The sequence below is a fragment of the Geodermatophilus sp. SYSU D00698 genome (assembly GCF_054050335.1).
Genome location: NZ_JBJGZD010000013.1, coordinates 1 through 24,275 on the forward strand (window position 1 = coordinate 1; position 24,275 = coordinate 24,275).

At 75.7% G+C, this 24,275-nt stretch carries 24 protein-coding genes; 10 read left to right on the forward strand and 14 right to left on the reverse strand.

Annotation, left to right across the window (positions count from 1 at the left end; translation table 11 throughout):
- Window positions 1–608 (forward strand): zinc-binding dehydrogenase (locus tag ACI8AB_RS13140; RefSeq protein WP_456950476.1); only part of this gene is annotated, 608 nt, incomplete at its 5' end.
- Window positions 609–1,306: 698 nt separating this feature from the next.
- Here the strand turns inward: ACI8AB_RS13140 and ACI8AB_RS13145 are convergent.
- Window positions 1,307–2,428 (reverse strand): aromatic ring-hydroxylating oxygenase subunit alpha, encoded by a 1,122-nt coding sequence (locus ACI8AB_RS13145; protein WP_456950477.1) that lies wholly within the window; start codon window positions 2,426–2,428, stop codon window positions 1,307–1,309.
- A 303-nt stretch (window positions 2,429–2,731) separates the two neighbouring features.
- Window positions 2,732–3,532 carry an IclR family transcriptional regulator gene (locus tag ACI8AB_RS13150; protein ID WP_456950478.1) on the reverse strand — a complete coding sequence of 267 codons (801 nt, stop codon included), beginning with the start codon at window positions 3,530–3,532 and terminating at the stop codon, window positions 2,732–2,734.
- Between the two features lie 126 nt (window positions 3,533–3,658).
- On the opposite strand from ACI8AB_RS13150, the gene ACI8AB_RS13155 reads away from it, so the two are divergent.
- The gene (locus ACI8AB_RS13155) at window positions 3,659–3,979 is read left to right on the forward strand and encodes a bifunctional 3-phenylpropionate/cinnamic acid dioxygenase ferredoxin subunit (RefSeq protein WP_387991025.1); all 321 of its coding nucleotides are present in this window, start codon (window positions 3,659–3,661) and stop codon (window positions 3,977–3,979) included.
- Window positions 3,976–5,148 (forward strand): NAD(P)/FAD-dependent oxidoreductase, encoded by a 1,173-nt coding sequence (locus tag ACI8AB_RS13160; RefSeq protein ID WP_456950479.1) that lies wholly within the window; start codon window positions 3,976–3,978, stop codon window positions 5,146–5,148. Before ACI8AB_RS13155 ends, ACI8AB_RS13160 begins: the two co-directional genes overlap by 4 nt.
- On the opposite strand, the gene ACI8AB_RS13165 is transcribed toward ACI8AB_RS13160, so the two are convergent.
- Window positions 5,125–6,273: an MFS transporter gene (locus ACI8AB_RS13165; protein WP_456950480.1), complete on the reverse strand. Its 1,149-nt coding sequence runs from the start codon at window positions 6,271–6,273 to the stop codon at window positions 5,125–5,127. The two genes, ACI8AB_RS13160 and ACI8AB_RS13165, sit on opposite strands and share 24 nt — an antisense overlap.
- Window positions 6,274–6,342: 69 nt before the next feature.
- Between ACI8AB_RS13165 and ACI8AB_RS13170 the strand changes: the two genes are divergently transcribed.
- On the forward strand, window positions 6,343–6,954 hold the full coding sequence (locus tag ACI8AB_RS13170; protein ID WP_456950481.1) for a TetR/AcrR family transcriptional regulator: 612 nt from the start codon (window positions 6,343–6,345) through the stop codon (window positions 6,952–6,954).
- A gap of 80 nt (window positions 6,955–7,034) precedes the next feature.
- Here ACI8AB_RS13170 and ACI8AB_RS13175 read toward each other — a convergent pair whose 3' ends face one another.
- The gene (locus ACI8AB_RS13175) at window positions 7,035–8,876 is read right to left on the reverse strand and encodes a BCCT family transporter (protein WP_456950482.1); all 1,842 of its coding nucleotides are present in this window, start codon (window positions 8,874–8,876) and stop codon (window positions 7,035–7,037) included.
- A gap of 632 nt (window positions 8,877–9,508) precedes the next feature.
- Entirely contained in the window at window positions 9,509–10,288 is a 780-nt protein-coding gene (locus tag ACI8AB_RS13180; protein ID WP_456950483.1) for an enoyl-CoA hydratase-related protein, read from the reverse strand.
- Window positions 10,289–10,377: 89 nt separating this feature from the next.
- Between ACI8AB_RS13180 and dapB the strand changes: the two genes are divergently transcribed.
- A complete protein-coding gene (gene dapB / locus ACI8AB_RS13185; RefSeq protein ID WP_456950484.1) occupies window positions 10,378–11,181 on the forward strand; it encodes a 4-hydroxy-tetrahydrodipicolinate reductase in 804 nt (267 codons plus the stop codon).
- Window positions 11,182–11,212: 31 nt separating this feature from the next.
- Here the strand turns inward: dapB and ACI8AB_RS13190 are convergent, their stop codons facing one another.
- The gene (locus ACI8AB_RS13190; RefSeq protein WP_456950485.1) at window positions 11,213–12,469 is read right to left on the reverse strand and encodes an NAD(P)/FAD-dependent oxidoreductase; all 1,257 of its coding nucleotides are present in this window, start codon (window positions 12,467–12,469) and stop codon (window positions 11,213–11,215) included.
- A gap of 88 nt (window positions 12,470–12,557) precedes the next feature.
- Window positions 12,558–13,169: a hypothetical protein gene (locus ACI8AB_RS13195; RefSeq protein ID WP_456950486.1), complete on the reverse strand. Its 612-nt coding sequence runs from the start codon at window positions 13,167–13,169 to the stop codon at window positions 12,558–12,560.
- A gap of 234 nt (window positions 13,170–13,403) precedes the next feature.
- Between ACI8AB_RS13195 and ACI8AB_RS13200 the strand changes: the two genes are divergently transcribed.
- Complete coding sequence (locus ACI8AB_RS13200; RefSeq protein ID WP_456950487.1) at window positions 13,404–15,116, forward strand: GmrSD restriction endonuclease domain-containing protein; 1,713 nt, start codon at window positions 13,404–13,406, stop codon at window positions 15,114–15,116.
- 58 nt (window positions 15,117–15,174) lie between these two features.
- Here the strand turns inward: ACI8AB_RS13200 and ACI8AB_RS13205 are convergent, their stop codons facing one another.
- Window positions 15,175–15,384, reverse strand: coding sequence for a hypothetical protein (locus tag ACI8AB_RS13205; RefSeq protein ID WP_387990935.1), 210 nt, complete (start codon window positions 15,382–15,384; stop codon window positions 15,175–15,177).
- 243 nt (window positions 15,385–15,627) lie between these two features.
- Between ACI8AB_RS13205 and ACI8AB_RS13210 the strand changes: the two genes are divergently transcribed.
- Window positions 15,628–15,831 carry a cold-shock protein gene (locus ACI8AB_RS13210; RefSeq protein WP_387990932.1) on the forward strand — a complete coding sequence of 68 codons (204 nt, stop codon included), beginning with the start codon at window positions 15,628–15,630 and terminating at the stop codon, window positions 15,829–15,831.
- Window positions 15,832–15,900: 69 nt separating this feature from the next.
- Here the strand turns inward: ACI8AB_RS13210 and ACI8AB_RS13215 are convergent, their stop codons facing one another.
- Together ACI8AB_RS13215 and ACI8AB_RS13220 are read right to left on the reverse strand one after the other, a co-directional pair.
- Window positions 15,901–16,380: a hypothetical protein gene (locus tag ACI8AB_RS13215; protein ID WP_387990929.1), complete on the reverse strand. Its 480-nt coding sequence runs from the start codon at window positions 16,378–16,380 to the stop codon at window positions 15,901–15,903.
- A 74-nt stretch (window positions 16,381–16,454) separates the two neighbouring features.
- Window positions 16,455–17,093, reverse strand: coding sequence for a hypothetical protein (locus ACI8AB_RS13220; protein WP_456950488.1), 639 nt, complete (start codon window positions 17,091–17,093; stop codon window positions 16,455–16,457).
- A gap of 172 nt (window positions 17,094–17,265) precedes the next feature.
- Here ACI8AB_RS13220 and ACI8AB_RS13225 point away from each other — a divergent pair, with 172 nt between their 5' ends.
- From ACI8AB_RS13225 to msrB, 3 genes are read left to right on the forward strand one after another with little or no spacing between them, the layout of a single operon-like run.
- Window positions 17,266–19,404, forward strand: coding sequence for a sensor histidine kinase (locus ACI8AB_RS13225; RefSeq protein ID WP_456950489.1), 2,139 nt, complete (start codon window positions 17,266–17,268; stop codon window positions 19,402–19,404).
- On the forward strand, window positions 19,391–20,047 hold the full coding sequence (locus ACI8AB_RS13230; protein ID WP_387990920.1) for a response regulator: 657 nt from the start codon (window positions 19,391–19,393) through the stop codon (window positions 20,045–20,047). Before ACI8AB_RS13225 ends, ACI8AB_RS13230 begins: the two co-directional genes overlap by 14 nt.
- A gap of 52 nt (window positions 20,048–20,099) precedes the next feature.
- Window positions 20,100–20,519 (forward strand): peptide-methionine (R)-S-oxide reductase MsrB, encoded by a 420-nt coding sequence (gene msrB / locus ACI8AB_RS13235; protein ID WP_456950490.1) that lies wholly within the window; start codon window positions 20,100–20,102, stop codon window positions 20,517–20,519.
- Window positions 20,520–20,628: 109 nt separating this feature from the next.
- Here the strand turns inward: msrB and hemQ are convergent, their stop codons facing one another.
- Genes hemQ through hemE form a run of 4 tightly spaced genes read right to left on the reverse strand, consistent with a single transcriptional unit; the run spans window position 20,629 to window position 24,271 of the window.
- A complete protein-coding gene (gene hemQ / locus ACI8AB_RS13240; protein WP_387990915.1) occupies window positions 20,629–21,345 on the reverse strand; it encodes a hydrogen peroxide-dependent heme synthase in 717 nt (238 codons plus the stop codon).
- Window positions 21,346–21,367: 22 nt separating this feature from the next.
- Window positions 21,368–21,802, reverse strand: a complete 435-nt coding sequence (locus tag ACI8AB_RS13245; protein ID WP_456950491.1) for a hypothetical protein — start codon at window positions 21,800–21,802, stop codon at window positions 21,368–21,370.
- 22 nt (window positions 21,803–21,824) lie between these two features.
- Complete coding sequence (gene hemG, locus ACI8AB_RS13250; protein ID WP_456950492.1) at window positions 21,825–23,216, reverse strand: protoporphyrinogen oxidase; 1,392 nt, start codon at window positions 23,214–23,216, stop codon at window positions 21,825–21,827.
- Window positions 23,216–24,271: a uroporphyrinogen decarboxylase gene (hemE, locus tag ACI8AB_RS13255; RefSeq protein WP_456950493.1), complete on the reverse strand. Its 1,056-nt coding sequence runs from the start codon at window positions 24,269–24,271 to the stop codon at window positions 23,216–23,218. The genes hemG and hemE overlap by 1 nt, the downstream gene beginning before the upstream one ends.
- Window positions 24,272–24,275 lie beyond the last annotated feature (4 nt).

Below are 24,275 nucleotides of genomic sequence, written 5' to 3' on the forward strand. Positions count from 1 at the left end.
GCGGCGTGATGGCCGGGGTGGGCGCGGCGATCAACACCGGCGGGGTGCAGCGGGGGGAGTCGGTGGCGGTGTTCGGCTGCGGCGGCGTCGGCAACGCCGCGATCGCCGGAGCGAGGCTGGTCGGCGCGACGACGATCGTCGCCGTCGACGTCGACGACCGGAAGCTGGCGTGGGCGGAGCGGTTCGGCGCCACCCACACCGTCAACTCCCGGCAGACCGACGCCGTCGAGGCGATCAGGGGGGTCACCGGCGGGTTCGGCGTGGACGTCGCGATCGACGCGGTCGGCCGCCCGGAGGTGTTCGAGCAGGCCTTCTACGCCCGCGACCTGGCCGGCCGGGTGGTGCTGGTCGGCGTTCCGACCCCGGACATGCAGCTCACCCTGCCGATGATCGAGCTGTTCGGCCGCGGCGGGGCGCTGAAGTCCTCCTGGTACGGCGACTGCCTGCCCTCGCGGGACTTCCCGATGCTGGTCGACCTCTACCGGCAGGGCCGCTTCCCGCTGGAGGACTTCGTCAGCGAGACCGTCGGCATCGACGACGTCGAGGCCGCGTTCGAGAAGATGCAGAACGGCGAGGTGCTGCGCTCCGTGGTGGTGTTGGACGGGTGAGCGGGCTCGCGGGCTCCCCGAGGACGCGGGCGTCACGGCCGGCCACGGCGGGGAGACCCCCCTCGCCACGGGGGCAGGCCGTGTCCGTCGAGATCCCGGACGGCCCCGACGCCCTCGGCCTGCTGGAGCGCCGGAGACCGCCGGCCACTCCTCCCGGCACGTGGGGATCGGCGGCTGTCCCGAGGGGCACCGCCACATCGACACGGCGCTGGTCGAGCGCGCCCTCGGGCGGAAGGCCCCACACGCCACCCACGTCGTCACCCAGCTGTGCCTCCCCGCCGCGACGACGGCCTGGGCACGGCAGGTCGCGCGGCGGGGCGTCGACCTGCCGATCCGGATCGGCCTCCCCGGTGCGGTGACCCGCCGGGAGCTGGTGCCCATCTCGGACCGGCCGGGTCTCGGGCAGTCGGCCCGGTTCCTGTCGGAGCAGCACAGCGTGTTCCGGCGCTCCTCCCTGCCCCGCGGTCACCGGCCGGACCGGTTCGTCGGAGGTCTCGCCCCCGCCCTTGGGAGTCCCGAGCACGACCTGCAGGGCTTCCACTCCTCCACGTTCGACGAGGTGGCGCGGACGGGAGCGTGGCGCCAGGACCGGCTGGCCCGCCTCTCCCCACGGACACGGGTCAGCACCGGACGCCGCCGGCCCGGTGTCCGGTACGCGCGCGTCGTGGCACCACCGCACCCGACGCACCACGAGGGGCTCAGCCGGACAGGCGCTGCACCAGCCACTCGTGGAAGAGCCCGATGTGGTGCTCGGAGGGCACGAGGACGCCGCCGTCGGCATAGGCGCGGGAGGACATCGCCGGCTGGGTCCGCTCGCAGGCGGCGAAGTCCTGCTCGTTGACCCGGTGGAACAGCTCCACCGACCGTGTCACGTCCCTGCCCGACTCCACCACCTCGTGGGAGTACAGCCAGTCGCACACCACGATCGTCCGGTCCGCCGAGACCGGGAACATGCGGTGGAAGATGACGTGGTCGGGGACCAGGTTGACGAAGACCGTCGGCTTGACCGTGATGGCGTAGTAGCGACGGTCCTGGTCCTCGGCGACGCCCGGGAGCCGGTCGAAACCCTCGCTGCCGTCGACGGTGAAGCCCTGGACCTCCTCACCGAACTCCGCGCCGTGCCCGACGAAGAACTGCGCGGCGTAGCCGTCGGCGAACTCGGGGAGCACCTCGGTGAGCTCCGGGTGGATCGTCGCGCAGTGGTAGCACTCCATGAAGTTCTCGATGATGAGCTTCCAGTTCGCCCGGACGTCGTAGGTGATGCGGCGCCCCACGGACAGCGAGTCGAGGTCGTACCGGTCGATCGTCTCCGCGCTCCCGAGGCGCTCCGCGACGTCTCGGACGACGTCGTCCTCGAACGACGGGGGCTCCTTCGCCAGGCACACCCACGCATAGCCCAGCCACTCGCGCAGCGCCACCGGCACCAGGCCGTACTCCACGCGGTCGATGTCGGGCATCTTCGTCAGGTTGGGCGCCGCGATCAGCTTGCCCTCGAGGTCGTAGGTCCAGGCGTGGTACGGGCACTGGAACGCACGCTTGACCGCACCCGAGTCCTCCGTGCAGATCTGCGCACCGCGGTGCCGGCAGACGTTGAGGAACGCGCGCAGGCCTCCGTCCCGACTGCGGACGACGAGCACGCTCTCCCGACCCACCTGGACCTTCTGGAAGGAGCCGGGCGTCGGCAGGTCACTCGAGCGGACCACGCAGAACCACATGTCCTCGAAGACGCGGGACTGCTCGAGCGCGAAGACGGCGGGATCGGTGTAGTAGTGCCCCGGCAACGTGGAGATGAGGCTCGCGGGCTGGTCGGTGGTGGTCATACGGCACCTCGGGGTTCCGTCGGGCGATGCGGTGTGGAGGACACGCCGGACGTCGCACGACGCAGCGTCCGCGACGAGCCACGGTCGCCCGCCAGCCGGCTCCTGACGACCGAGGTGTTGCACACTATTCAGCGGATCGCGCTAGGCGCAACAGTCTCCCTGGGCAGAAGGCCCGAATCCACGGGAGCACCCCCGGCACCACGGGCGGGACGTCGCGTGCCCGCCGGTGCCCCACGCCCTTCCTGTCAGGGGCACGCGGCGACCTGGCCCACCCCGACCCGGGGCGGCCCGACCTCCGCCCGGTCAGCGGCGCTGACCGAAGAAGCCCAGCCTCCGGCTCAGCTCGTCGGCGCCCGACACCACTCGCCGGGCGAGCCTCGGGTAGTCCTCCGGGTCCATCCGGAAGGACGGCCCCGAGACGCTGAGGGCGGCGACCACGTCCCCGTCCGCCCCCCGAACGGGCGCGGCGACGGCGTTGAGCCCGCCCTCGTACTCCTCGACGGTGGAGCCCCAGCCCTGCCCGACGATCCGGTCCAGGTCCTGCCGCAGCACCTCGGGGTCGGTGACCGTGGTGGCGGTGTAACGCGGCAACTCCCGGGAGAGGACGCCCTTGCGGACGTCGTCGGGCGCGTGGGCCAGGAGGACCTTGCCGCTCGACGTCGCGTGCAGCGGGGTGCCCTGTCCCACCCAGTTGTGCGTGCTGAGCGCCGCCGGCCCCCGCGCCTGGCTGACGTTCACCGCCCGGTCGCCGTCCAGGATGGCGATGTTGACGGTCTCCCCCAGGTCGGCGGCCAGCGTCTGGCAGATCGGCCGCCCCTCCCGGGCGATGTCCAGCTGCGCGGCGGCCGCGCCGGCCAGGCGCACGACGCCGAAGCCCAGCCGGTACTTGCCGCGGTCGGCCAACTGCTCGACGAAGCCCCGGCTCTCCAGCGCCGCCACCAGCCGGAACGCCGTGGACTTGTGCACGCCCAGTTCGGCGGCGATGTCGGTGACGCCGGCCTCCCCCTGGGCCGCGAGGATCTCCAGGACGCTCAGGGCCCGGTCCACGGACTGGACGACGGCGACCGCGCCCCGCTCTGCGCTCTCTTCCCGCGGCCCGCTCATGACCTCAGCGTAGGTGGCGGACCGCAGGGTCGACCCGCCTCTTGACGGAGCTGCCCGCAACGACCATGCTGTTGCGCCATCGGCAGAGCGTTGCGACATCCGCAACACCGACAGCCTGGAGCGCTCATGATCCCGGTCTGCCCCACCACCGCGCTGCCGCCTGGTGAGGCGATCCGCGTAGAGGCCGAGGAGCCCATCGCCGTCTTCAACGTCGACGGCGAGTTCTACGCGATCGACGACACGTGCACCCACCAGGACGCCTCGCTGGCCGACGGCTGGCTGGACGGCTGCGCGGTGGAGTGCCCGCTGCACGCCTCCTGCTTCGACCTGCGCACCGGGAAGGTGTCCGGCCCGCCGGCCAAGACGGCGGTCCGCACGCACCGGGTCGTCGTGGCCGACGGCATGCTCTTCGTGCAGCCCGGCACCGCCGCGGAGGGGGCCGCGTGAGCTCGACCGTCGCCGTCGTCGGGGCCTCCCTGGCCGGCCTCTCCGCTGCCCGGGCACTGCGTGAGCAGTCCTACGACGGGCGCATCGTGGTCATCGGCGACGAGGTGCACGCCCCCTACGACCGCCCTCCCCTGTCCAAGGAGTTCCTGGCCGGCACCGCCTCCCTGGACGACATCGCCCTGGGCGGACCGGACGACGAGGACCTCGGCCTCGAGTGGCGGCTGCGCACCACGGCGGTCGGCCTGGACCGCCTCGGCCGCTCGGTGCTGCTGGCCGACGGCAGCGAGGTCCGGGCCGACGGCGTCGTCCTCGCCACGGGCGCCCGCGCCCGGCACCTCCCCGGCAGCCGGCGCCTGGACGGCGTGCACGTGCTGCGCTCCCTGGACGACGCGATCGCCCTGCGGGAGGACCTCGCCGCCGGCGGCCGTCTGGTGGTGATCGGCGCCGGCTTCATCGGGGCCGAGGTCGCCTCCACCGCCCGCACGCTGGGTCTCGACGTCACCGTCGTCGAGACCCAGCCCGTTCCCCTGGCCCGCCCGCTGGGCACGGAGATGGGCGCGGTCTGCGCCGGGCTGCACGCCGACCACGGCACGCGCCTGCTGGTCGGCACCGGGGTCGCCGCGCTGGTCGGCACCGGCAGGGTCGAGGCGGTCGAGCTGACCGACGGCACACGCCTGCCAGCCGACGTGGTGGTCGTGGGCATCGGCGCCGTCCCGAACACCGAGTGGCTGGCCGGCTCCGGCGTGGCCCTGGGGAACGGCGTCCTCACCGACGCACGCGGCGCGACCGACGTCCCCGGCGTGGTCGCGGTCGGTGACTGCGCCGCGACGTGGTCGGTCGCCGCGGAGCGGCACGTCCGCACCGAGCACTGGACCCACGCGCTCGAGCAGCCGGCCACCGCGACCGCCACCCTGCTGGGCACCCAGGGGCCCGCGCCGACGCCCGTGCCCTACTTCTGGTCCGACCAGTACGGCGCCCGCATCCAGTTCGCCGGTTGGCGCCGCGAGGGGGACGTCGCCCGGGTGGTGGAGGGCAGCTGTGCCGACCGCAGCTTCCTGGTGGTCTACGAGCGTGACGGGCACCCCGTGGCCGTCCTCGGGATGAACAAACCCCGCCCGTTCACCCGGTGGCGCCGGCAACTGCGCTCATCGGTGCCGGCGGCCTCCTGACCGCGCGGCCGGTGGCGTCCGGCGACGATCGCGGGGAGCCGCGAGCGCGGCGGTCGCCAGCAGGCCCGCGGCGGCGACGAAGGTGACCGGTGCACCGGCGGCGTCGGCGAGCGCGCCGAGGAGGGCGGCACCGGCTGCCTGACCGGTGGTCAGCGCGATGAACAGCAGAGCCGTGGCCTGTGCGGGCGCCTCGGGCGCCAGTCGGCCGCCCCAGGCGATCAGCACGCCGCTCAGGGCCACGAAGCCGCAGCCGAACAGCGCCAGCGCCCCGGCGGCGACCACACCGGAGCCCGGCCACCAGGCGAGCAGCACCGTGCCGGTGGCGGTGATCGCCGCCGCGACCCGCCAGGCGGCGGCCGGGCCGGCTCGGCGCACGGCGCTCCCGCTCAGGCCGCCGAGGAGGGCGGCTGCACCGAGCAGGCACCACAACAGCCCGGTGACCTGGGGAGACAGTCCGCTCCGGGTCGTCACGTCCGGGCCGAAGGTCCAGACCCCCGCCCCGCCGGCCCCGGCGAGCAGCCCAGCGGTCAGCGGGCGGACGAGGCGCAGCGGCCGCAGGCCGGAGCCCGGCCGGCCGGGGTCGACCGGGGGTGACCAGCACGCGGATCGGTCGACCCACCAGGTCACGAGCAGCGCACCACCGGCGAAGCCGAGCCACGCCCACCGCCACTCCGCCGGCCAGGCGAGGACCACCACGCCCCCTGCCAGCACCCCGGCCCCGGTGCCGCTGTTCACCACCGCCTGCGACCGGGGCTCCGCGGACGGCGGCACCGTCCGGGCCACGGCGGCCACCAGCGCCGGACTGGCGGCTCCTGCTCCGCTGCCGGCGACCAGTGCCCCGATCGCCAGGACCGGCGTCGCCTCCGCGGCGGCGACCACCAGCGCACCCCCGGCGGCACTGACCCCCGCCGACCACAGGGCCCGACGGGCCCGACCACGGTCGACGAGGTACAGACCCAGGGCGGCGGCGACGCAGTAGGCGAGATAGCTGCCCGCGGCGATGCCGCCGGCGGCGCCGGAGGTCAGCCCCAGGTCGGCGCGGAACTGCGGCAGGTAGAGGCCGAAGCCGTACCGGGTCAGGCCGTAGGTCACGGCGATCACGGCCAGCCCGCTGACCACCAGCACGTGCGGCGCTCGCGTGCCGGGGATCGGCTGTAACGATCGTTTCAGCATAACGGTCGTTATGCTAGGTCCGTGTCCGGGAACGCCGCGAGCCGACCGGCCCGGCAGCGGCTGCTCGACGCCGCCGGCGAGCTCTTCTACGAGTCCGGCATCGCCGCGACCGGGGTGGACGCCGTCCTGGCCCGGGCGCGGGTCTCACCGGCGACCCTGTACGCACACTTCTCCGGCAAGGACGGGTTGGTGGCGGCCTATCTCGAACAGCGCTTCGCCCAGTGGCGGGAGATCTGGGACGAGGTCCTCGACGAGCGGACCGACCCGGTCGACCGGCTGCTGTCGGTCTTCGACGCGGTGGTGCGCTACCGCGAGGTCGAGGGCACCCGCCGCGGTTGCGCGTTCCTCGCCGCGGCCGTCGAGCTGGCGCCGGGCCATCCCGGCCGGCAGTGGCTGGCCGCCGACTCCCGGCTGTTGACCGAGCGGCTCCACGACCTCGCCGAGGCCGCCGGCGTCGGGGACCCCACCGGGATCGCCGACGGCCTGCTGGCCCTCTACGACGGAGCGCTGGCCCGCCTCGCACGCCAGGCGGCCACACCGGGGCTGGACACCGGCGACCCGCTGCACCGTGCGCGGCGGACGGCGGCCGGCTGGCTCGCCGGTCAGGTGCGCCCGGCCCAGCCCCCCGGCTGACCCGACGCAGGGGACCCCCGGCACCGGAGCGACCGCAGCAGCTCCGGCGCGCCGGGAGGCTCCCCCTGCCGGCCGGGGCGCTAGGGGCGCGGATCCGACGGCCGGCCCATCGCCTCCGCCCTGGGTTGGCCCTGCGCGGGGACGGACGGGTCACCTCCTGCAGGTGCCACGAAGTTGCCGCCCGGACTGACCAACGGCTGGCCGGTGACCTCCGGGTTCCCGAGCGGCGGATGTCCCGCCCCGGCCGCGGTGTCCGACGGCGGGTTCGGCGTCTTCTCCACGACCAGGACGAAGTCGTCGCCGTGGCGGCTGATGCCGTCGACGACGGCCTGCTCGATCGCCAGGGAGGCGTAGTTGCCGCGCAGCACGATGGGGTCGTGGCGGAGGTCCTTGACCAGACTCACCGCCATCGCCGCCATCACCAGGGCGAACGGCAGCGCCGCGATGATGGTCAGGTTCTGCAGCCCCGTCAGCGCGGCCCCGTCCTCTCCCAGCAGCAGCATGATCGCTGCCACCGAGCCCATCACCACGCCCCAGAAGACGACGACCCAGCGGCTCGGCTCCAGGGTGCCGCGCTGCGAGAGCGAACCCATGACGATCGAGGCCGCGTCCGCACCGGACACGAAGAAGATCGCCACGAGGACCATCACGAGCACGGTCGCGGCGGTGGCCAGGGGGTACTGCTCCAGGACGGAGAACAGCTGGCCCTCCGTCGTGCCCTGACCGGCGACGTCGACGCCGTCGCGCTGGGCGGCGATCCCCGCCCCGCCGAAGACGGCGAACCACAGCAGGCTGACCAGGCTGGGGACGAGCAGCACGCCGGTGACGAACTGCCGGATGGTGCGGCCGCGGCTGATGCGGGCGATGAACAACCCGACGAACGGTGTCCAGCTGATCCACCAGGCCCAGTAGAAGACCGTCCAGCCCCGCAGCCAGGTGGCCATGGGATCGCCACCCGTGGCCTCGGTGCGCGCGGCCATCTCGCCGAGGTCGGAGAAGTAGCTGCCGACCGCGTCGGGGATCAGGTTGAGGATGAAGATCGTCGGCCCGAGGACGAAGACGAACACGGCGAGGACCAGGGCCAGGACCATGTTGGTGTTGGACAGCCACTGGATCCCGCGCTCGATGCCGGAGACCGCCGAGGCGACGAACGCCGCGGTCAGCACCGCGATGATCCCGACCAGGACGCCGTTGCCCACGTCGCCGGCCCAGCCCAGGATCTCCACCCCGCTGCCGATCTGCAGCGCGCCCAGGCCGAGGGAGGCCGCCGAGCCGAACAGCGTGGCGAAGATGGCCAGGACGTCGATGACCCGGCCGGCCGGCCCCTCGGCCCGCCGCCGGCCGAGCAGCGGGATGAAGGCGGAGCTGATCAGCTGCCGGCGGCCCTTCCGGAAGGTGCCGTAGGCGATCGCCAGCCCGACGACGGCGTACATCGCCCACGGGTGCAGCGTCCAGTGGAACAGCGTGGTCGCCATCGCCGTCTGGATCGCCTCGGACGACCCGGCCTCGGTCGTGAGCGGCGGTGGGGAGACGTAGTGCGACAGCGGCTCGGCGACCCCGAAGAACATCAGGCCGATCCCCATGCCCGCGCTGAACATCATCGCGATCCACGAGATCGTCCGGAATTCCGGCCGCTCGTCGTCGCGCCCCAGCGGGATCCGCCCGTACTTGCCGGCCGCCAGCCAGATCACGTAGATGACGAACGCCGACGCCAGCAGCACGAACAGCCAGCCGAGGTTGCCGGTGATCCAGTCCAGGACCGAACCGCTCGCGGTGCCGAGGCCCGTCGGGGTGGCGAAACCCCAGACGACGAAGCCCAGCGCCATGACCGCGGCGATGGCGAACAGGACCCGGTCCACGGCCCAGTGCCGGTCGGCGACGCAGGGCGGCGGCTCCGCGATCGCCGGGTGGGTCCCGGTCACGGTGACGTCCGAGGCGTGGACCGTGGGGTGGTCCTCCCCGGCCGCAGCGCCCCCGCCGGGCGTCGGATCCGCCCCGAGGGGTCCTGACCGTTTCGGCCGGGAAGGGGGCGAGGCGGGCTCGTGCGGGTTCTCCATGACGTCCCCCAACTCTGTTGCGTCATCCGAGACCGACTTCGCATGAGGGAACCAGAGTGTCGACGGGGGAACAAGGGCCGAAAGTGACCTTTTACACAGTCTCGCCCCGAGGTGGCCTCACGTCACATCGAGGTGACGTGGAGGACACCTGCACGCGGTTGCGCACCGCGCCGCACGAGAGGTCATCGCAGAGGGGCTGCAACAAGGGGCCACGCATCCGCCCGCCCTGGGGACGAGGCGAGGGAACAGGCTGAACCGGACGGGCACCGGCACAGGACCGCCCGGGGGACCTCCGCGGACCTCTCCTCGGCCGTCCGGCGCACGGACGGCCCGGGATCGGGACCGCGGGTCCGCTCGACGACGCCGTCACCCCGTCATCCGCTCGCTCCGCGGGGCCGAGGTCCTCGTCGAGGGCGGGCGCACCTCGCACCGCGCCGACGTCACCGGCTGACGATCCGTCCTGGGAGGACCCTGCGCTGGAGGACCCTGCGCCGGTGTCAGGGCGTGCTGCTGGGGAAGTGCGGCGGGCGCTTCCCCAGGAAGGCCGCCACGCCCTCCCGCCCGTCCGCGCTCGCCGCCCGGGCCCGGATCGACAGGGTCTCGCGGCGCAGCGCCGCCTCCGCGGCGGGGATGGCGGTCTCCCGCAGGAGGTGCTTGGCGGCCACCTGCGCCGTCCGCGAGCCCGACCGCAGCGTCGCGACCACGTCCTCGACGGCGGCGTCGAGCTCCGCGTCCGGGTGGACCCGGGCCACCAGGCCCACGGCCCGCGCCTCGTCCGCGGACAGCACGGGGTTGAGCAGCGCCAGGTGCAGCGCCCGGTGCAGCCCGAGCGAGGCCGTCAGCAGCGTGCTGCCGCCGTCCGGGGAGAAGCCGATCCGCGTGTAGGCGAGGGTGAACCGAGCCGACTCGGCGGCGAGCACGAGGTCGGCCGCCGCGGCCAGCGGCACCCCGGCTCCGGCCGCGGTGCCCTGCACCACCGAGACCACCACCGCGTCCATCCGGTGCAGGTCGCTGACCACGCGGTGCAGCGACTCGGCCAGGTCGTCGACCATCTGCTCGACGTCCTCGGCGGCGGCGAAGGCCGACACGTCCCCGCCCACGCTGAAGGTCCGGCCGGCGGCGGAGAGCACCACGACGTGCACGTCGTCGGCGCGGGCCCGGCGCACCGCGCGGCCCAGCTCCCCGACCGTCGCCGGCGTGAGGGGGTTGCCCCGCTCCGGGTCGGCCAGCCGGATCCGCGCGACGCCGTCCCGCTGCTCGTACTCGACCGTGCTCATGGCGTGCTCCTCCAGGGATCCGAGGGACGACCCGTACCTCGCGGAGCCTCGTGCCGGGGGACGACGGGGCGCCGACCTAGGGTCGGTCCGTGATCCGGGTCTGCTTCGCCGGCGTGACCGGCTGGACCGCGCCGCCGATCCTGGCCGCCGTCGACGCCGCCGACGACCTGGTCCTCACCGCGGGGGTGTCCCGCTCCGCGGCCGGCCGGGCGCTGTCGGAGGTGACGGCGTCGCGCAGCGAGGGCAGGGTCTTCGGATCCGTCGCCGACGCGCTCCACTCGGCCGAGGTCGACGTGCTGGTCGACTACACCAGCGCCACCGCCGTCGAGGAGAACGTGTGGACCGCCGTGCAGGCCGGTGTGCACGCGGTCGTCGGCTCCAGCGGGCTGACCGACGACGACTACACCCGGCTGGACCGGCTCGCCCGTGACCGGGGCGTCGGGGTGATCGCCGCGGGCAACTTCTCCGTCCAGGCAGCGGTCCTGCAGCGGGCCGCCACGCTGGCCGCCGGGCTCCTCGACCGCTGGGAGATCGTCGACTACGCGAGCGCCGGCAAGCCCGACGTGCCCAGCGGCACCGCCCGCCAGCTCGCCGAGGCCCTCGGTGCGGTCCGCAGGCCGGCCTCCGCCGTCCCGCTGCCGGAGCTGCACGGCCCCGTCGAGGCGCGGGGCGCGGAGGTGGCCGGCAGCCGCGTCCACTCCGTCCGGCTGCCGAGCTTCGTGGTCAGCACCGAGGTCGTCTTCGGCGGCACCGGGGAGCGACTGGTCATCCGACACGACGCCGGCGAGTCCCCGGACCCCTACGTCGCCGGCACCCTGCTGGCCGTCCGGCGGGTGGCCGAGGCGACCGGCGTCCGCCGCGGCCTCGACTCCCTGCTGTTCGACCAGCCCTGACCGGACCGGGCTCGGCCCGGCCGGTGCGGGGTCAACCGACCGCGACCGGGCCGTCCGGTGTGCGGGGACCCGGTGGCGGCTCGGCCGCGGCCAGGATGCGGGCGACGTTGTCCGGCGCGAAGAACTCGGCAGGTGACTCGACCCCGGCGTTGACCCGCGCGAACCGGTCCATCGCCTCCCGGTTGCCGGCGGCGGCGGCGAGCAACCGCTGGAGCTCGGGCGGGGCCGGCTCCAGGGACGCGAACTGCAGGGTGAACTCGTACATCGGCAGGACGCGTGCGTCCCGGCGGGAGTGGTACTCGCCCAGGGCGGCGTCGAACGGACGCCCGCCGGTGAGGCTCTCGTGCAGCGCGGTGGCGCACAGCTCCGCGTCCAGGAAGGCGTCCTGGATGCCCTGCGCCGTGACGAAGTCCTTGTTGTAGCCGGCGTCGCCCACCAGGACCCAGCCGGGCCCGTGGGGCTTGCGGAGGTAGTTCGGCACGACCGCACCGACGAGGCGGGTCTCGCGGGTGGCTGCACGGAGCCGCTCGGCGAACGACGGAGCCAGGCCGAGGGTCTGCAGGTACGCGCCCTCGAGGTCCTGCTTCCTGGCCCGGAACTCCCGGTACGGCCACCCGGCGATGACCAGCGTCAGGTCGTCGTTCGTGGCCCACGCGGCGAAGGCCCGCTCCGGACGGTCGTAGGCCTCCCAGCGGCCGTGCATCGGCAGGCCGCTCCAGTAGGCGTAGTAGCCGCACAGCAGCGGCGGGTGCTCCCGGTACTGCTCCGGGCGGACGACCCGGGCCACGAGCGAGTGCAGACCGTCCGCGCCGACGACCACCCGCGCGCGCTCGTCGACCGGGCGGCGCTCGTCCCGGCCGTGGCCGCGGACCCCGACGACCTCGCCGTCCTCGACGAGCAGCTCGTCGACCGGGAAGCCCTGCCGGACCTCGGCGCCCGCCTCGGCAGCCGCCTCGACCAGCAGCTCGTCCAGCACCGTCCGCCGCGGGGCGTACGCGACCGGGCTCTCCGGGGTGCCCGGCGCGCCGGCGAGGGTGAAGTGCCCGAAGTCGAACGCGTAGGTGTCGATCGCCGGACACCCCGAGGCGACGACCCGGTCGAGGAGGCCCCAGCGCTGCAGCGCCGCCACCCCCGGGGGGTGGACCAGGTGGGTGGAGACCGTGTCACTGGGGAAGGTGGCCCGGTCGACGACCAGGACCCGGTGGCCCTGGCGGGCCAGCAGCATCGCGGTGGCGGAGCCTGCACAGCGGGCTCCGACGACGACGGCGTCGTACTGGTGCTCGGTCATGTCGCACCGTCCGGACGGGAGAGCCGGCACCCGCGAACGTAGACCGCTCCCGAGAGGCGGGGACAGGGCACCAGGACCCGGCGCCGGCTCAGCCGGGTGAGTGCAGGAGGGGCCCGCGGAGGTCGAGGTAGGTGGGCGGCTCCTTGGCCAGCCGCGTCAGTTCCTCGACGACCTCCCGCCACTCCGCCGGGGGCTCCCTGCGTTCGCCCTCGCGGGCCTCGTCCTCCGACGTGAACCAGGTGACCTGGACCCAGCGCCCGTCGTCGGAGCCGATGCGCATGGTGGCCAGGACGTCGGGCCGGTACTCGGCCAGCCGCTCCCGCGGCATCTGCCGCACGAGCTCCCTGGCGCGCTCGAGGTCGGTGGTCTGGCCCTGCATGACCTGGACGAAGCCGGCGCGGTCCGGGTCCCCGAACAGGTCGACGGTCACGTCCTCGCTGTCGAGGAACGCGGGCTCGCCCTCGAACAGGTGCCGGACCCCCTCCCACCACCGGCCCTGCTCGGGACGGTCGGAGTTGCGGCGGGCGGCGTCGGCCGACTCGAAGCGGACGACGGTCACGAACCAGCCGTCGTCGGTGACGCCGGTCGTGCTGCCGAGCCACCCCTCCGCGGCGGGCGACAGCTGTGCCACCCAGTCCTCCACGGCCGAGAACACGGCCTCGGTGTCCGTCGTCCTGCCCTGGATGACCTGAGCGAACATGGCGTACCTCCCCGCCGACGGCGTCTGTCCGGCCCCCGTGGGACCTCGAACGCTACGACCGGGCGGCACCGGGGTCGATGGGTCCGCGCCCGGTGGCGAGACACAGCGCGCGGAGGTCACGGCTCGCCCCTCTGACCCCACACGCCCCGGGGCCGCTGCGGTTCCTGTACCCACGGGTCCGCTCGTCGGACGATGACGGGCCGCCGCACCGGAGCACCCACGGGGAGAGCACACATGGCGTCGTCGTCCGACCCTGCCGTCGAGGCCGTCCTGCGGCACCACACCGGACGGTCCCCGGGGACGCCGATGCGCGCGGTCGTGTCCAAGGCCGCGGCCCTCGGCTACGACGTCGCGCCCGAGCCGTGGGGGACCGAGCCCACGCTGCGCCTGGTGCGGCGGGCGCCGTCGGGGCGCAGCGTCACGCTCCTGGTGGACGGCCGGCAGCTCACCTCGCCCTCCCCCGCGGAGCGCGCCTTCGCCGCCGCGCTGCCCGGCGCCGACCCGACCCGGGTGGACGTCCGGTTCCCCTTCGCCGGCAGCGACCCGTTCGACGTCCTGGTGGCCTTCTCCGCCGAGGCGGACCGCGCGCCGGCACCGTTCCTCCCGCCCGCGCCGGTCCTCCCGCCGGTGCCCGTCCCCGCCGGGGCCCGGCGGCAGCGGACGGTCCTCGGCGTCGTCGCCGCGGTCGCCGTGCTGCTCGTGGTCGCCGGGACCACGACCTCGGGCGTCCCCGGTGGGCTGCTGGCGCTGGGTCTCGTGGCGCTGCTCGTCGGCCTCGGCGCGGTCGTCACCGGCCGGGCGCGGTGGGCGTTCATCGCCTCCCGCCGGGTCGGCGGGGCCGTGGTCGCGGCGGGTCTGGCGGCCGTCGTCGTCGGCGGGGTGACGGCGCCGCGCGCCGAACCGACCGCCGCCTCGGCCCCCGCGCGCCCCTCCCCGGCCGCGCCCACCCCCTCCGCGGCCGAGGAGAGCGCCGCCGCGGAGGCCGCCACCGAGGCCGCCGAGGACGCGCTGGCGCAGACCGAGACCGCCGAGACCGCCGTCCCCGCGGTCGACTCCGCCACCGGGCTGCTCTCCGACGACGCCACCGACGACGCCGTCGGGTCCGCCGCCCCGACCACCGCGCTGGCCGCCCTCGCCGCCGTCCCGGTGCAGGGCCGGGCGCCGCGCACCGGCTACGACCGTGACCTGTTCGGCAACGGCTGGGTGGACACCGACCGGAACGGCTGCGACACCCGCAACGACGTGCTCGCCCGCGACCTGACCGGGGAGACGTTCAAGCCGGGCACGCGGGACTGCGTCGTCGTGACCGGGACCCTCGACGACCCCTACTCCGGCCGGACCATCGCCTTCCAGCGCGGGCAGACCACCAGCGACGACGTCCAGATCGACCACGTCGTCGCGCTGTCGGACGCGTGGCAGAAGGGCGCCCAGCAGTGGGACGGCGCCCGCCGCGCGCAGTTCGCCAACGACCCGCTCAACCTGCTCGCCGTCGACGGGCCGCTGAACACGCAGAAGGGCGACGGCGACGCCGCGACCTGGCTGCCGCCGGACCGCTCCTACCGCTGCGCCTACGTCGCCCGGCAGGTGGCGGTGAAGGTCAGCTACGGACTCTGGATGACGCGGGCCGAGCGCAACGCGGTCGCCACCGTGCTGAGCACCTGCCCGGCCGAGCCGCTGCCCGGCGGCGTGGTCGCCGCCGTGCCGCGGACGGCGGCGCCGACCGCCCTGGTGCCCACGACCCCCCGGCCGACCACGCCGGCCCCGGCGCCCACTCCTGCGCCGGCCCCCGCGCCCGCACCCGTGCCCGCGCCGGTGCCCGACACCTCGGTCGGCTACGCCAACTGCGACGCCGTCCGCGCCGCCGGGGCGGCTCCCATCCACCCCGGGGACCCCGGCTGGGACGAGAAGTTCGACCGCGACCACGACGGCGTCGGCTGCGAGTCGTGACCGCCGGCCCGACCCCCACCCCCGTGGCGCGGGTCGGGCCGGCGAGATCGAGGGGTGCTCAGTCGGCGAGCAGCGCGGCGTGCGCGCCCAGGCGGTGCGCCAGGGCCGCGGCGGCGCCGGTGGAGCGCAGGACGTCGGCGAGCAGCTCGGCGAGCTCGACCGGGCGCTCCTCCAGCTCCCCGGCCAGCAGGGCGTCGAGGTCGGCCGTGTCGAGGTCGGCGAGCTCCACGAGCACCAGCGGCTCGGCGGGACGCGCGGTGGTCTCCATGACGGGCTCCTCGGGTCGGCGGGCCGGGGTCCGTCCCGGCACCGACGACCCTGACCGGCCTCCCGCAGCCCTCCCTCCACAGAACCGCAGGGTTCCCGCAAGACCGGTCCCGGCAGGTCCGCGCCCCGACGCGCGCGGCCCCGGGGCGACCAGAAGGGGCCGGGACGGCTATGGTCTGCGCGTCGGGAAGGCCCTGCGCACTGGCAGGACCCCGATGCACCATCGCAGCTAGGAGCGAGCGCAATGCCCGAAGGAACTGTCAAGTGGTTCAACGCGGAGAAGGGGTTCGGCTTCGCCACCCCTGACGGTGGCGGACCGGACGTCTTCGTCCACTACTCGGCCATCCAGACCAGCGGTTACCGCACGCTCGACGAGGGGCAGCGCATCTCGTTCGACGTCGAGCAGGGTCAGAAGGGCCCGCAGGCGGCGAACGTCACCCCGCTCTGATCGCCTGAGCCTCCGTCAGCGCCCCCGTCCGGTCCGCCGGGCGGGGGCGCTGTCGCGTCCGGGGCCGGTTCAGCGGGCCCGGGGCACGTAGCCGCCGACGAGCGCCTGCATGAACAGCGCCCCCGCGTCCGGGCCCACCGCCTGGGCGGCGTCGGCGAAGGCCCGCCAGCGCTGCCGCTCGACGTCGGTCGGCGCCTTCTCCGCCCGGGTGGCCGCCTGCTCCAGCAGCCGCTCCCACTCCCCCTGCGGGGTCGGCCACAGCCCCGCGAGCCGGCGGGCCTCGGCGGAGATCCCGGTGATGCGGACGATGTCACCGGCGTGGTTGGTCAGCGGCTCGATGTAGCCGGCGGCGGCGAGCGCCTTGGCCGCGGCGATGACGTCGGCCTTCGGCAGCCCGCTGCCGGGGACGACCGAGCCGAGCAGGTACGGCGCGCCGCCGTGCCTCGGCTCGTCGACCAGCCGGGCGATGGCCCGCAGCACGGGCAGGTCGCGACGGAACCAGGTGTCGGGCAGGGGCCGGTCGAGCGGCGGCTGGCCAGGAGGTGTCACCCGGGAAGTCTCCGCCGCACGCGACGGCGCCCCGCCACCCGGGGTCACGGGGTGGCGGGGCGCCGCGGTCGGGTTCAGCGCGCGCCGGTCAGGTGGGGGCGGGTGGCCAGGACGATCCCCAGGACCACGTAGCCGACGAGCAGGTGGGCGGCGCCGACGTACTGGGTGACCGAGGGCAGCAGGAAGGCCGTGGGCACGGTGACCGGCGCCCAGCTCTCGGCGACCACCGGCCAGTAGCGGGCCACGCCCGTCCACCGCCCGGCGATCGCGATGCGGACACCGATGGCGGCCATGCCGAGCATCGACAGCGGCCAGAACAGGTCGATCACGAAGAAGAGGCCGGTGTCGTAGAGCGAGGGCGTGAGGGCCCACATCAGCGACGACACCATCGCCACCGCGAGCAGCGCGTGCTCGACGTGCAGCAGCGTCCGGGCCAGCCGGCCGGTGCCGATCGCCCCGGTGCGCATCTGCGCCGACACGAGGAACACGAGACCGACCTGGAAGGCGAACGCGGTCAGGTTGACCACCGTGGCCTGCCAGGTGCCGGCCGGCGGCGTGGTCCCGAGCAGGGCGCAGGCGGCCGCCCAGGAGGCGGAGCCGGCGGTCACCGCGATCCCGGCCGTGCGGACCGAGCGGATCGAGGCGGCCGGCCGGGCGCCGGCCGCTGCGGCGAGGTCGGTGCGGGCGGGAGCGGGGGCGGTGGTGAGGGACATCGGGTCCTCCGTCGTCTGCGGCGCCCTGTGCGCCGTCCGGGGAGAACCGTCGCGGGAACGCGTCCCGGGCACCCAGGGCCGGCCGCCACGGATCCGGTCCCGTCCCGTGTCCCGGGGGACACGGGACGGCTGCCTCGTGCCCGTCGGGACACCGGCAGGCGAGGATGCGCGCGTGCAGGCGCAGGCCCCGGTGGACGGGCGGACCGATCCGGCACCGGAGCCCCTCCCCCGGCCCGGTGCCGGCGGGCGGCGGTGGGCGCGGACGACGGCGGCCGCGGGGGTCCTCGCCGTCGTCGTCGGCTCGGCGGTCACCGCCGCGGTCCTCGACGCCACCACGCCGCCGGCGGTGCGGGCGGCGCTGGGCCGCGAGCCGGGCTGGCCGGCCACCCTGCCCGGCCTCGCGCTCGCCGTCCCCGCGGTGCTCCTGCTGCTGCGCGCGCCGCGCAACGCCGTCTCGTGGGTGGTGGCGGGCACGGCCGCGTTCTGGGCCGTCGACGGGCTCGCCGAGTCGTGGGTGTCGTGGTCGCTGCAGGACGGCACCCCGCGCGTCGGCGGCAGCCTGGCGTTCTGGACCGTCGAGCGGCTCGGCTCGGCCCTGCTGCTGGGGCTGCCGCTGCTGCTCCTGCTCTACCCCGACGGCCGGCTGCCCGGCGGCCGGTGGCGCCCGCTGAGCGTGGCCAGCCTCGCCTCGACCGCGCTGCTGCCGGCACTGCTGCTCGTCGTCCCCGCGGACGTCGCCTTCACCGCCGACGAGGGGACGGCGATCGCCCCCCTCCACGGCGCCCTCGACCTGGACCTCACCTCGCTGCCGCTGCCGGCGGCCGTCGCGCTGCCGCTGCTGCGGATCGGCTTCCCGCTCGCGGTGCTGGGCATCGCGGTCCCGGCCGCCTCGGTGGTCGCCCGGTACCGGCGGGCGGACGGGGAGGACCGCACCCGGATGCGCTGGCTGCTGTGGGCCGCCGTCGTCGACGTCCTCGTCATGCTCGCCACGCTGCTGCTGCCCGCCGACCCGAGCACCCTGGCGCTGGCCGTCGCCGTGGCGCTGACCGGGTCGGCGGTCGCGGTCGGCGTGCTGCGGCCGCGCGCGGTCGACGTCGACCGGCTGCTGGGCGGCACCCTCGTCCACGGCGGCCTCGCCGTCGGCGTGGTGCTGCTCGACCTGCTGGTGCTCGCCGCCGCCGGCGCCCTGCTCGGCGACGCCCTCGGCGGTCGCGACGCCACGCTGCTCACCCTGCTGCTCGTCGCCGGCGTCTACGTGCCGCTGCGCGCGCCGCTGTGGCGGCTGGTCCGCCGCTGGGTGCTCGGCGAGCGCGAGGACCCCTACCGCGTCGTGTCCGGCCTGGCCGAGCGGCTGGAGCGCTCCGACGGCGCCGAGGAGCAGCTCATGGCGGTCGCCGCCGGCATCGCCGAGGCCTTCCGCACGCCCTACGTCGGCGTCGAGGTGGACTCCGCCGACGGCGGCCGGCTGGTCGCCGAGCACGGCACCCGTCCCACCGTGGTGCAGTCGCTGCCGATCGCCTACCGCGGCGAGCGGGTCGGCCGGCTGCTGCTCCCCCGCGACGGCGTCCGCGCGCAGCTGGTCACGCGCGACGAGCGGCTGCTCGCGGACGTCGTCCGGCAGGCCGCCGCGGCCGCCCGCGCCGGCTCGCTGGCCGCCCAGCTGCAGGCCAGCCGCGAGCAGCTGGTCGCCGCGCGGGAGGAGGAGCGCCGCCGGCTGCGCCGGGACCTGCACGACGGCCTGGGCCCCTCGCTCGGTGCCGTGGTGCTGCGCATCGACACCGCCCGCAACCTCGCCGCCGCCCGGCCCGAGGACGCCGACCGGCTGCTGCGCCAGGCCCGCGACGACGTCTCCGCCGCGCTGGCCGACGTCCGGCGGCTCGTGCACGACCTGCGCCCGCCCGCGCTCGACGACCTGGGCCTGGCCGGGGCGGTGCGCCAGCAGGCCGAGCGGCTGCTCGCCCCGCCGGTCACGGTGACCGTGGACGCCGAGGGCCTGGACGAGCTGCCCGCCGCCGTCGAGGTGGCCGCCTACCGGATCGCGTCCGAGGCGCTGGCCAACGTGGCGCGGCACGCCGCCGCCTCCCGCGTGCGGGTCACGCTGGCCCGCGCGGACGGCGACCTGGTCGTCGCGGTGGCCGACGACGGCGTCGGGATCGCGCCGGACCGCGCGGCCGGCGTCGGGCTGGTGTCGCTGCGGGAGCGGGCCGCCGAGCTCGGTGGCCGGTGCACGGTGAGCTGCCCGCCCGACGGCGGGACGGAGGTGCGGGCGGTGCTGCCCGCCGAGGGAGGAGCGACCGGTGACCGAACCTGACGAGCCGCTGCGGGTGGTCGTCGCCGACGACCACCCGGTCTACCGGGACGGGCTGGCGCTGCTGCTGGGCTCGGTGCCGGGCCTGGAGGTGGTCGGCACGGCGGCCGACGGCGCGGCCGCGGTCGAGGTGGTGCGCGAGCAGCTGCCCGACGTCGTCGTCATGGACGTGCAGATGCCGGTGCTCGACGGCATCGAGGCCACCCGGCGGATCACCGGGGAGGCGCCGTCGGTGGGCGTGGTGGTGCTGACCATGAGCGAGGACGACGGGACGGTGTTCGCCGCCGTCCGCGCCGGCGCCCGCGGCTACCTGCTCAAGGGCGCCGACCAGGAGGAGGTGGTCCGCGCGATCACCACCGTCGCGTCGGGCGGCGCGGTGTTCGGCGCGGCGCTGGCCCGGCGGATCGCCGAGTTCTTCACCGCCGGCCCCGCCGGGCCCGAGACGGCGTTCCCGCAGCTGACCGCCCGCGAGCGCGAGGTGCTGGAGCTGGTGGCCGCGGGGCGGTCGAACGCGCAGATCGCCGCGGTGCTGTACCTGTCGCCGAAGACGGTGCGCAACGTCGTCTCCAACGTGCTGACCAAGCTGCAGGTCACCGACCGCGCGCAGGCCATCGTGCGGGCGCGGGAGGCGGGCCTGGGGCGGTGAGGCGGGGAATCGGGCGAGGAATCCGGGAGGGGCGCGGGCCGTTCTCCCGGGCATGACGACGTCCGCTTCGCAGCCGAAGGTGACCAAGAGCGACGAGGAGTGGCGCGCCCAGCTGTCCCCGCAGGAGTACGCGGTGCTGCGCCGGGCCGGCACCGAGCGGCCGTGGACCGGGGAGTACGTCGACACGAAGACCGTCGGCGTCTACACCTGCCGGGCCTGCGGCGCCGAGCTGTTCCGCTCGCGGACCAAGTTCGACTCGCACTGCGGCTGGCCGTCGTTCTACGAGCCGTCGTCCGCCGACGACGTGGTGCTCCGCGAGGACCGCAGCCACGGGATGGTCCGCACCGAGGTCGTCTGCGGCACCTGCCACAGCCACCTCGGGCACGTCTTCGACGACGCCCCGCAGACGCCGACCGGCGACCGCTACTGCATCAACTCCGTGTCCATCCGGCTGGTCCCCGCCGAGGGCTGAGCCGACGCCGTCCCGCCGTCCTGGCTCACGCTGACGCGTCCGGGCTCACCTCCCACGGTGAGCCCGGACGCAGCACGATCAGGTCAGCTGATCGTTCGCGGGCCCGGCCTCACGCCAGGTCGCGAACGAGCTCGGCGACCGGCTTGCGCATGCCCGTGTAGAACGGCACCTCCTCGCGCACGTGCCGGCGGGCGCGGCTGGCGCGCAGGTCGCGCATGAGGTCGACGATGCGGTGCAGCTCGTCGGCCTCGAAGGCGAGCATCCACTCGTAGTCGCCCAGGCCGAACGAGGCGACGGTGTTGGCCCGCACGTCCGGATAGGGCCGGGCCTGCATGCCGTGCTCCTTGAGCATGTCCCGCCGCTCCTCGTCGGGCAGCAGGTACCACTCGTAGGACCGCACGAACGGGTAGACGCAGACGTAGCGCCGCGGCTCCTCGTCGGCGAGGAACGCCGGGATGTGGCTGCGGTTGAACTCCGCCGGGCGGTGCAGCGCCATCTGCGACCACACCGGCTCCAGCGCGCGGCCGAGCTCGGTGCGGCGCAGCCGGGTGTAGGCCTCCTGCAGCGCCTCCGGGGTCTCGGCGTGCCACCAGACCATGAGGTCGGCGTCGGCGCGCAGGCCCGCGAGGTCGTAGGTGCCGCGGACGACGACGCCCTTGCCGGCCAGCTCCTCGAACAGCCCGGTGACCTCGTCGGCGGCGGCGGTGCGCCGGTCGTCGGCCAGCGGCCGGGCGAGGCGGAACACCGACCACATCGTGTAGCGGATGAGGGCGTTGAGCTCGTTGGCCCGCTTGCCGACGCTCTTGGTCTCCGTCTGCTCGCTCATGCCCCCATTGTCGCGCGGCCGGTCAGCGACCGGCGGCGATCCCCCGGCAGGCCAGCGAGGCGATCGTCACGACGACGACGTCCTCGGCCAGCGCCGCCGGCAGGTCCGGCACCCGCCGTCCGGCGAGCCCCCGCCACCGCGCGCCGCCGAGGGTCCCCGCCGCGGCGCCGGCCGCGCCCGCGAGCGCCGGCAGCAACCGGCCGCCCTGCCGGCGGGCCAGCAGCGCGCCGCCGGCGGCACCCGCCGCGAGCCGGACGGCGACGCTCGGCGGGATCGTCCGGGACGGCGTGACCGGCAGCTTGTCGGCGACCAGCTCCCCCGCGACGGCGGCGAGCGCGGCCAGCCGCACCGGCCGGCGCCGGGAGGCGGTGAGCGCCGGGGCGGCGAGGCCCAGGGAGCTGCGGCCGCCGGCGGCGATCCCGAGCAGCGCGGCCCGCAGGACGAGGGAGGAGGTCACCGGCACACCCTGTCAGCCCCGGTCAGGTCAGCGCCTCCACGGCGCGGCGCGCGCCGCGGATGCAGGCCGGGACGCCGACGCCGTCGTACGCCGCGCCCGCGACCGCCAGCCCGGGCACCGCGGCGACGGCGTCGCGCACCGCCACCACCCGCTGCGGGTGGCCGACCAGGTACTGCGGCAGCCCGCCGCCCCAGCGCACCAGGCGCGCCTCCACCGGCTCACGGCGCTCGAGGCCGAGCAGGTCGGCGACGTCGGCGACCACCGCGGCGGTCAGGTCGTCGTCGTCGCGCTGCAGCTGCACCTCGTCGCCGTAGCGGCCCACCGACGCGCGGACGCGCAGCAGGCCGTCGCCGGACAGGTGCGGCCACTTCGACGACGACACCGTCACGCCCTTGACCAGCCGCCCGGTCACCGGCGGGACCAGCAGCCCCGACCCGGCGTCGACCGGCTGGGCGGGGAACGCCATCGCGACCACGGCCATCGAGGCGTACGGGATGCCGCGCAGCGGCTCGACGGCGTCCGGCGCCACCCCGGCCAGCAGCCGCGCGGACTTCCCGGCCGGCGCGGTCACGACGACGGCGTCGGCCTCCAGGACCTCCGGTGCCGCCACCGGGCCGACGGCGACCTCCAGCCGGCCGCCCGCGCGGCGGATCGCGTGCGCGGGCGTGCGCAGCCGCACCTGCGCGCCCGCCGCCGCCACCAGCGCGGCCGGCAGCGCGCCGATCCCGTCGGCGACGGTGACGAACACCGGCCCGTCGGCGTCGCCGCGGCTGCGGGCGCCGGCGTCGCGGGCGGCGACGGCCGCGGCGAGCACCGAGTCGGCGCGGGCGAGCTGCGCGGCCAGCGCCGGCATGGTCGCGGCCAGCGAGAGGTCGTCGGGGCGGCCCGCGTAGACGCCGCCGAGCAGCGGCTCGACCAGCCGGTCGACCACCTCGTCGCCCAGCCGCGCGCGCAGCAGCCCGCCGACCGAGACGTCGCCCTCCAGGCGCAGCGGCGGCAGCTCGGCCTCCGCCCGCACCCGCGCGACGCCGTCGGGGGTGAGCACGCCGTCCAGCCCGTCGGCCGACGTCGGCACGCCCTGCACGGTGCCCGGCGGCAGCGGGTGGCGGCCGTCGGGGAGCACGATCGACGCCTGCGTGGTGCGCGGCGCGACCAGCCGGTCGGCCAGGCCGAGGTCCCCGACCAGCTCGACCGCCTCCGGCACGCGGGCCAGCACCGCCTCGGGCCCGGTGTCGTACCAGACGCCGGCGAGCTCGACCCGGTCCAGCTTGCCGCCGATCCGCCCGCCGGCCTCCACGACGACGACCTCGTCGGCGGGCCGCCGCCGGCGCCACTCGAACGCCGCGGTGAGCCCGGCGATGCCGGCCCCGACGACGACGACGCGGGCTGCCGGGGCGGCGGGGCGGGACGACATCACCGCGCCGAGAGCTCGTGCACCAGCTCGACGACGTGGGTGAGCACGCCGGGGTCGGTCTCGGGCAGCACGCCGTGGCCGAGGTTGAACACGTGCCCGCGGGCGGCGCGGCCCTGCTCGACGACGCGGCGGACCTCGCGGTCGACGGTCTCCCGGTCGGCCAGCAGCACGGCCGGGTCGAGGTTGCCCTGCAGCGAGCGCTGCGGCCCCACCCGGCGGGCGGCCTCGTCCAGCGGCACCCGCCAGTCGACGCCGACGACGTCGGCCCCCGCGTCGCCGATCAGCGCGAGCAGCTCGCCGGTGCCGACACCGAAGTGGACCCGCGGCACGTCGCGGTCCCCGAGCCCGTCGAAGACCGCGCGCGAGTGCGGCAGCACCCGGGTGCCGTAGTCGGCGGCGGACAGCACCCCGGCCCAGGAGTCGAACAGCTGCACCGCGGAGGCGCCGTTGTCGACCTGCACGCGCAGGAAGGTGGCCGCCGAGACGGCGAGCCGGTCGAGGAGCCGCTTCCACGCCTCCGGCTCGGCGTACATGAAGGCCTTGGTGCGGGCGTGCTCCTTCGACGGGCCGCCCTCGATCAGGTAGGTCGCCAGCGTGAACGGCGCCCCGGCGAAGCCGATCAGCGGCGTCGGGCCGAGCTCGGCGACCAGCCGGCGCACCGCCGTCGCGAGGAACTCCAGCCGGTCGGGCTCGAGGTCGGGCAGCGCGTCGACGTCGGCGACGGTGCGCACCGGGCTGGCCACCACCGGGCCGACGCCCGGCTTGATCTCGATGTCCACCCCGGCCACCACCAGCGGGAGCACGATGTCGGAGAAGAGGATCGCGGCGTCCACGCCGTGCCGGCGGACCGGCTGCAGGGTGATCTCGGTGACCAGGTCGGGGTCCTGGCAGGCCTCGAGCATCGCGGTCCCGGCGCGCAGCGTCCGGTACTCCGGCAGCGACCGGCCGGCCTGCCGCATGAACCACACCGGCGTCCGTCCGACGGGGAGGCCGCGGGCGGCCCGCACGAGGTCCGAGTCGGCAGGGGACGGCGGGACGGCGGGTGCGGTGCTCACGACG

Bases quoted from the DNA above. Each gene is read 5' to 3' on its own strand.
- ACI8AB_RS13145 (WP_456950477.1), bottom strand. From the start codon at position 2,428: ATGACCACCACCGACCAGCCCGCGAGCCTCATCTCCACGTTGCCGGGG.
- ACI8AB_RS13150 (WP_456950478.1), bottom strand. From the start codon at position 3,532: ATGAGCGGGCCGCGGGAAGAGAGCGCAGAGCGGGGCGCGGTCGCCGTC.
- ACI8AB_RS13155 (WP_387991025.1), top strand. From the start codon at position 3,659: ATGATCCCGGTCTGCCCCACCACCGCGCTGCCGCCTGGTGAGGCGATC.
- ACI8AB_RS13180 (WP_456950483.1), bottom strand. From the start codon at position 10,288: ATGAGCACGGTCGAGTACGAGCAGCGGGACGGCGTCGCGCGGATCCGG.
- ACI8AB_RS13190 (WP_456950485.1), bottom strand. From the start codon at position 12,469: ATGACCGAGCACCAGTACGACGCCGTCGTCGTCGGAGCCCGCTGTGCA.
- ACI8AB_RS13195 (WP_456950486.1), bottom strand. From the start codon at position 13,169: ATGTTCGCTCAGGTCATCCAGGGCAGGACGACGGACACCGAGGCCGTG.
- ACI8AB_RS13200 (WP_456950487.1), top strand. From the start codon at position 13,404: ATGGCGTCGTCGTCCGACCCTGCCGTCGAGGCCGTCCTGCGGCACCAC.
- ACI8AB_RS13205 (WP_387990935.1), bottom strand. From the start codon at position 15,384: ATGGAGACCACCGCGCGTCCCGCCGAGCCGCTGGTGCTCGTGGAGCTC.
- ACI8AB_RS13210 (WP_387990932.1), top strand. From the start codon at position 15,628: ATGCCCGAAGGAACTGTCAAGTGGTTCAACGCGGAGAAGGGGTTCGGC.
- ACI8AB_RS13220 (WP_456950488.1), bottom strand. From the start codon at position 17,093: ATGTCCCTCACCACCGCCCCCGCTCCCGCCCGCACCGACCTCGCCGCA.
- msrB (WP_456950490.1), top strand. From the start codon at position 20,100: ATGACGACGTCCGCTTCGCAGCCGAAGGTGACCAAGAGCGACGAGGAG.
- hemQ (WP_387990915.1), bottom strand. From the start codon at position 21,345: ATGAGCGAGCAGACGGAGACCAAGAGCGTCGGCAAGCGGGCCAACGAG.
- hemG (WP_456950492.1), bottom strand. From the start codon at position 23,216: ATGTCGTCCCGCCCCGCCGCCCCGGCAGCCCGCGTCGTCGTCGTCGGG.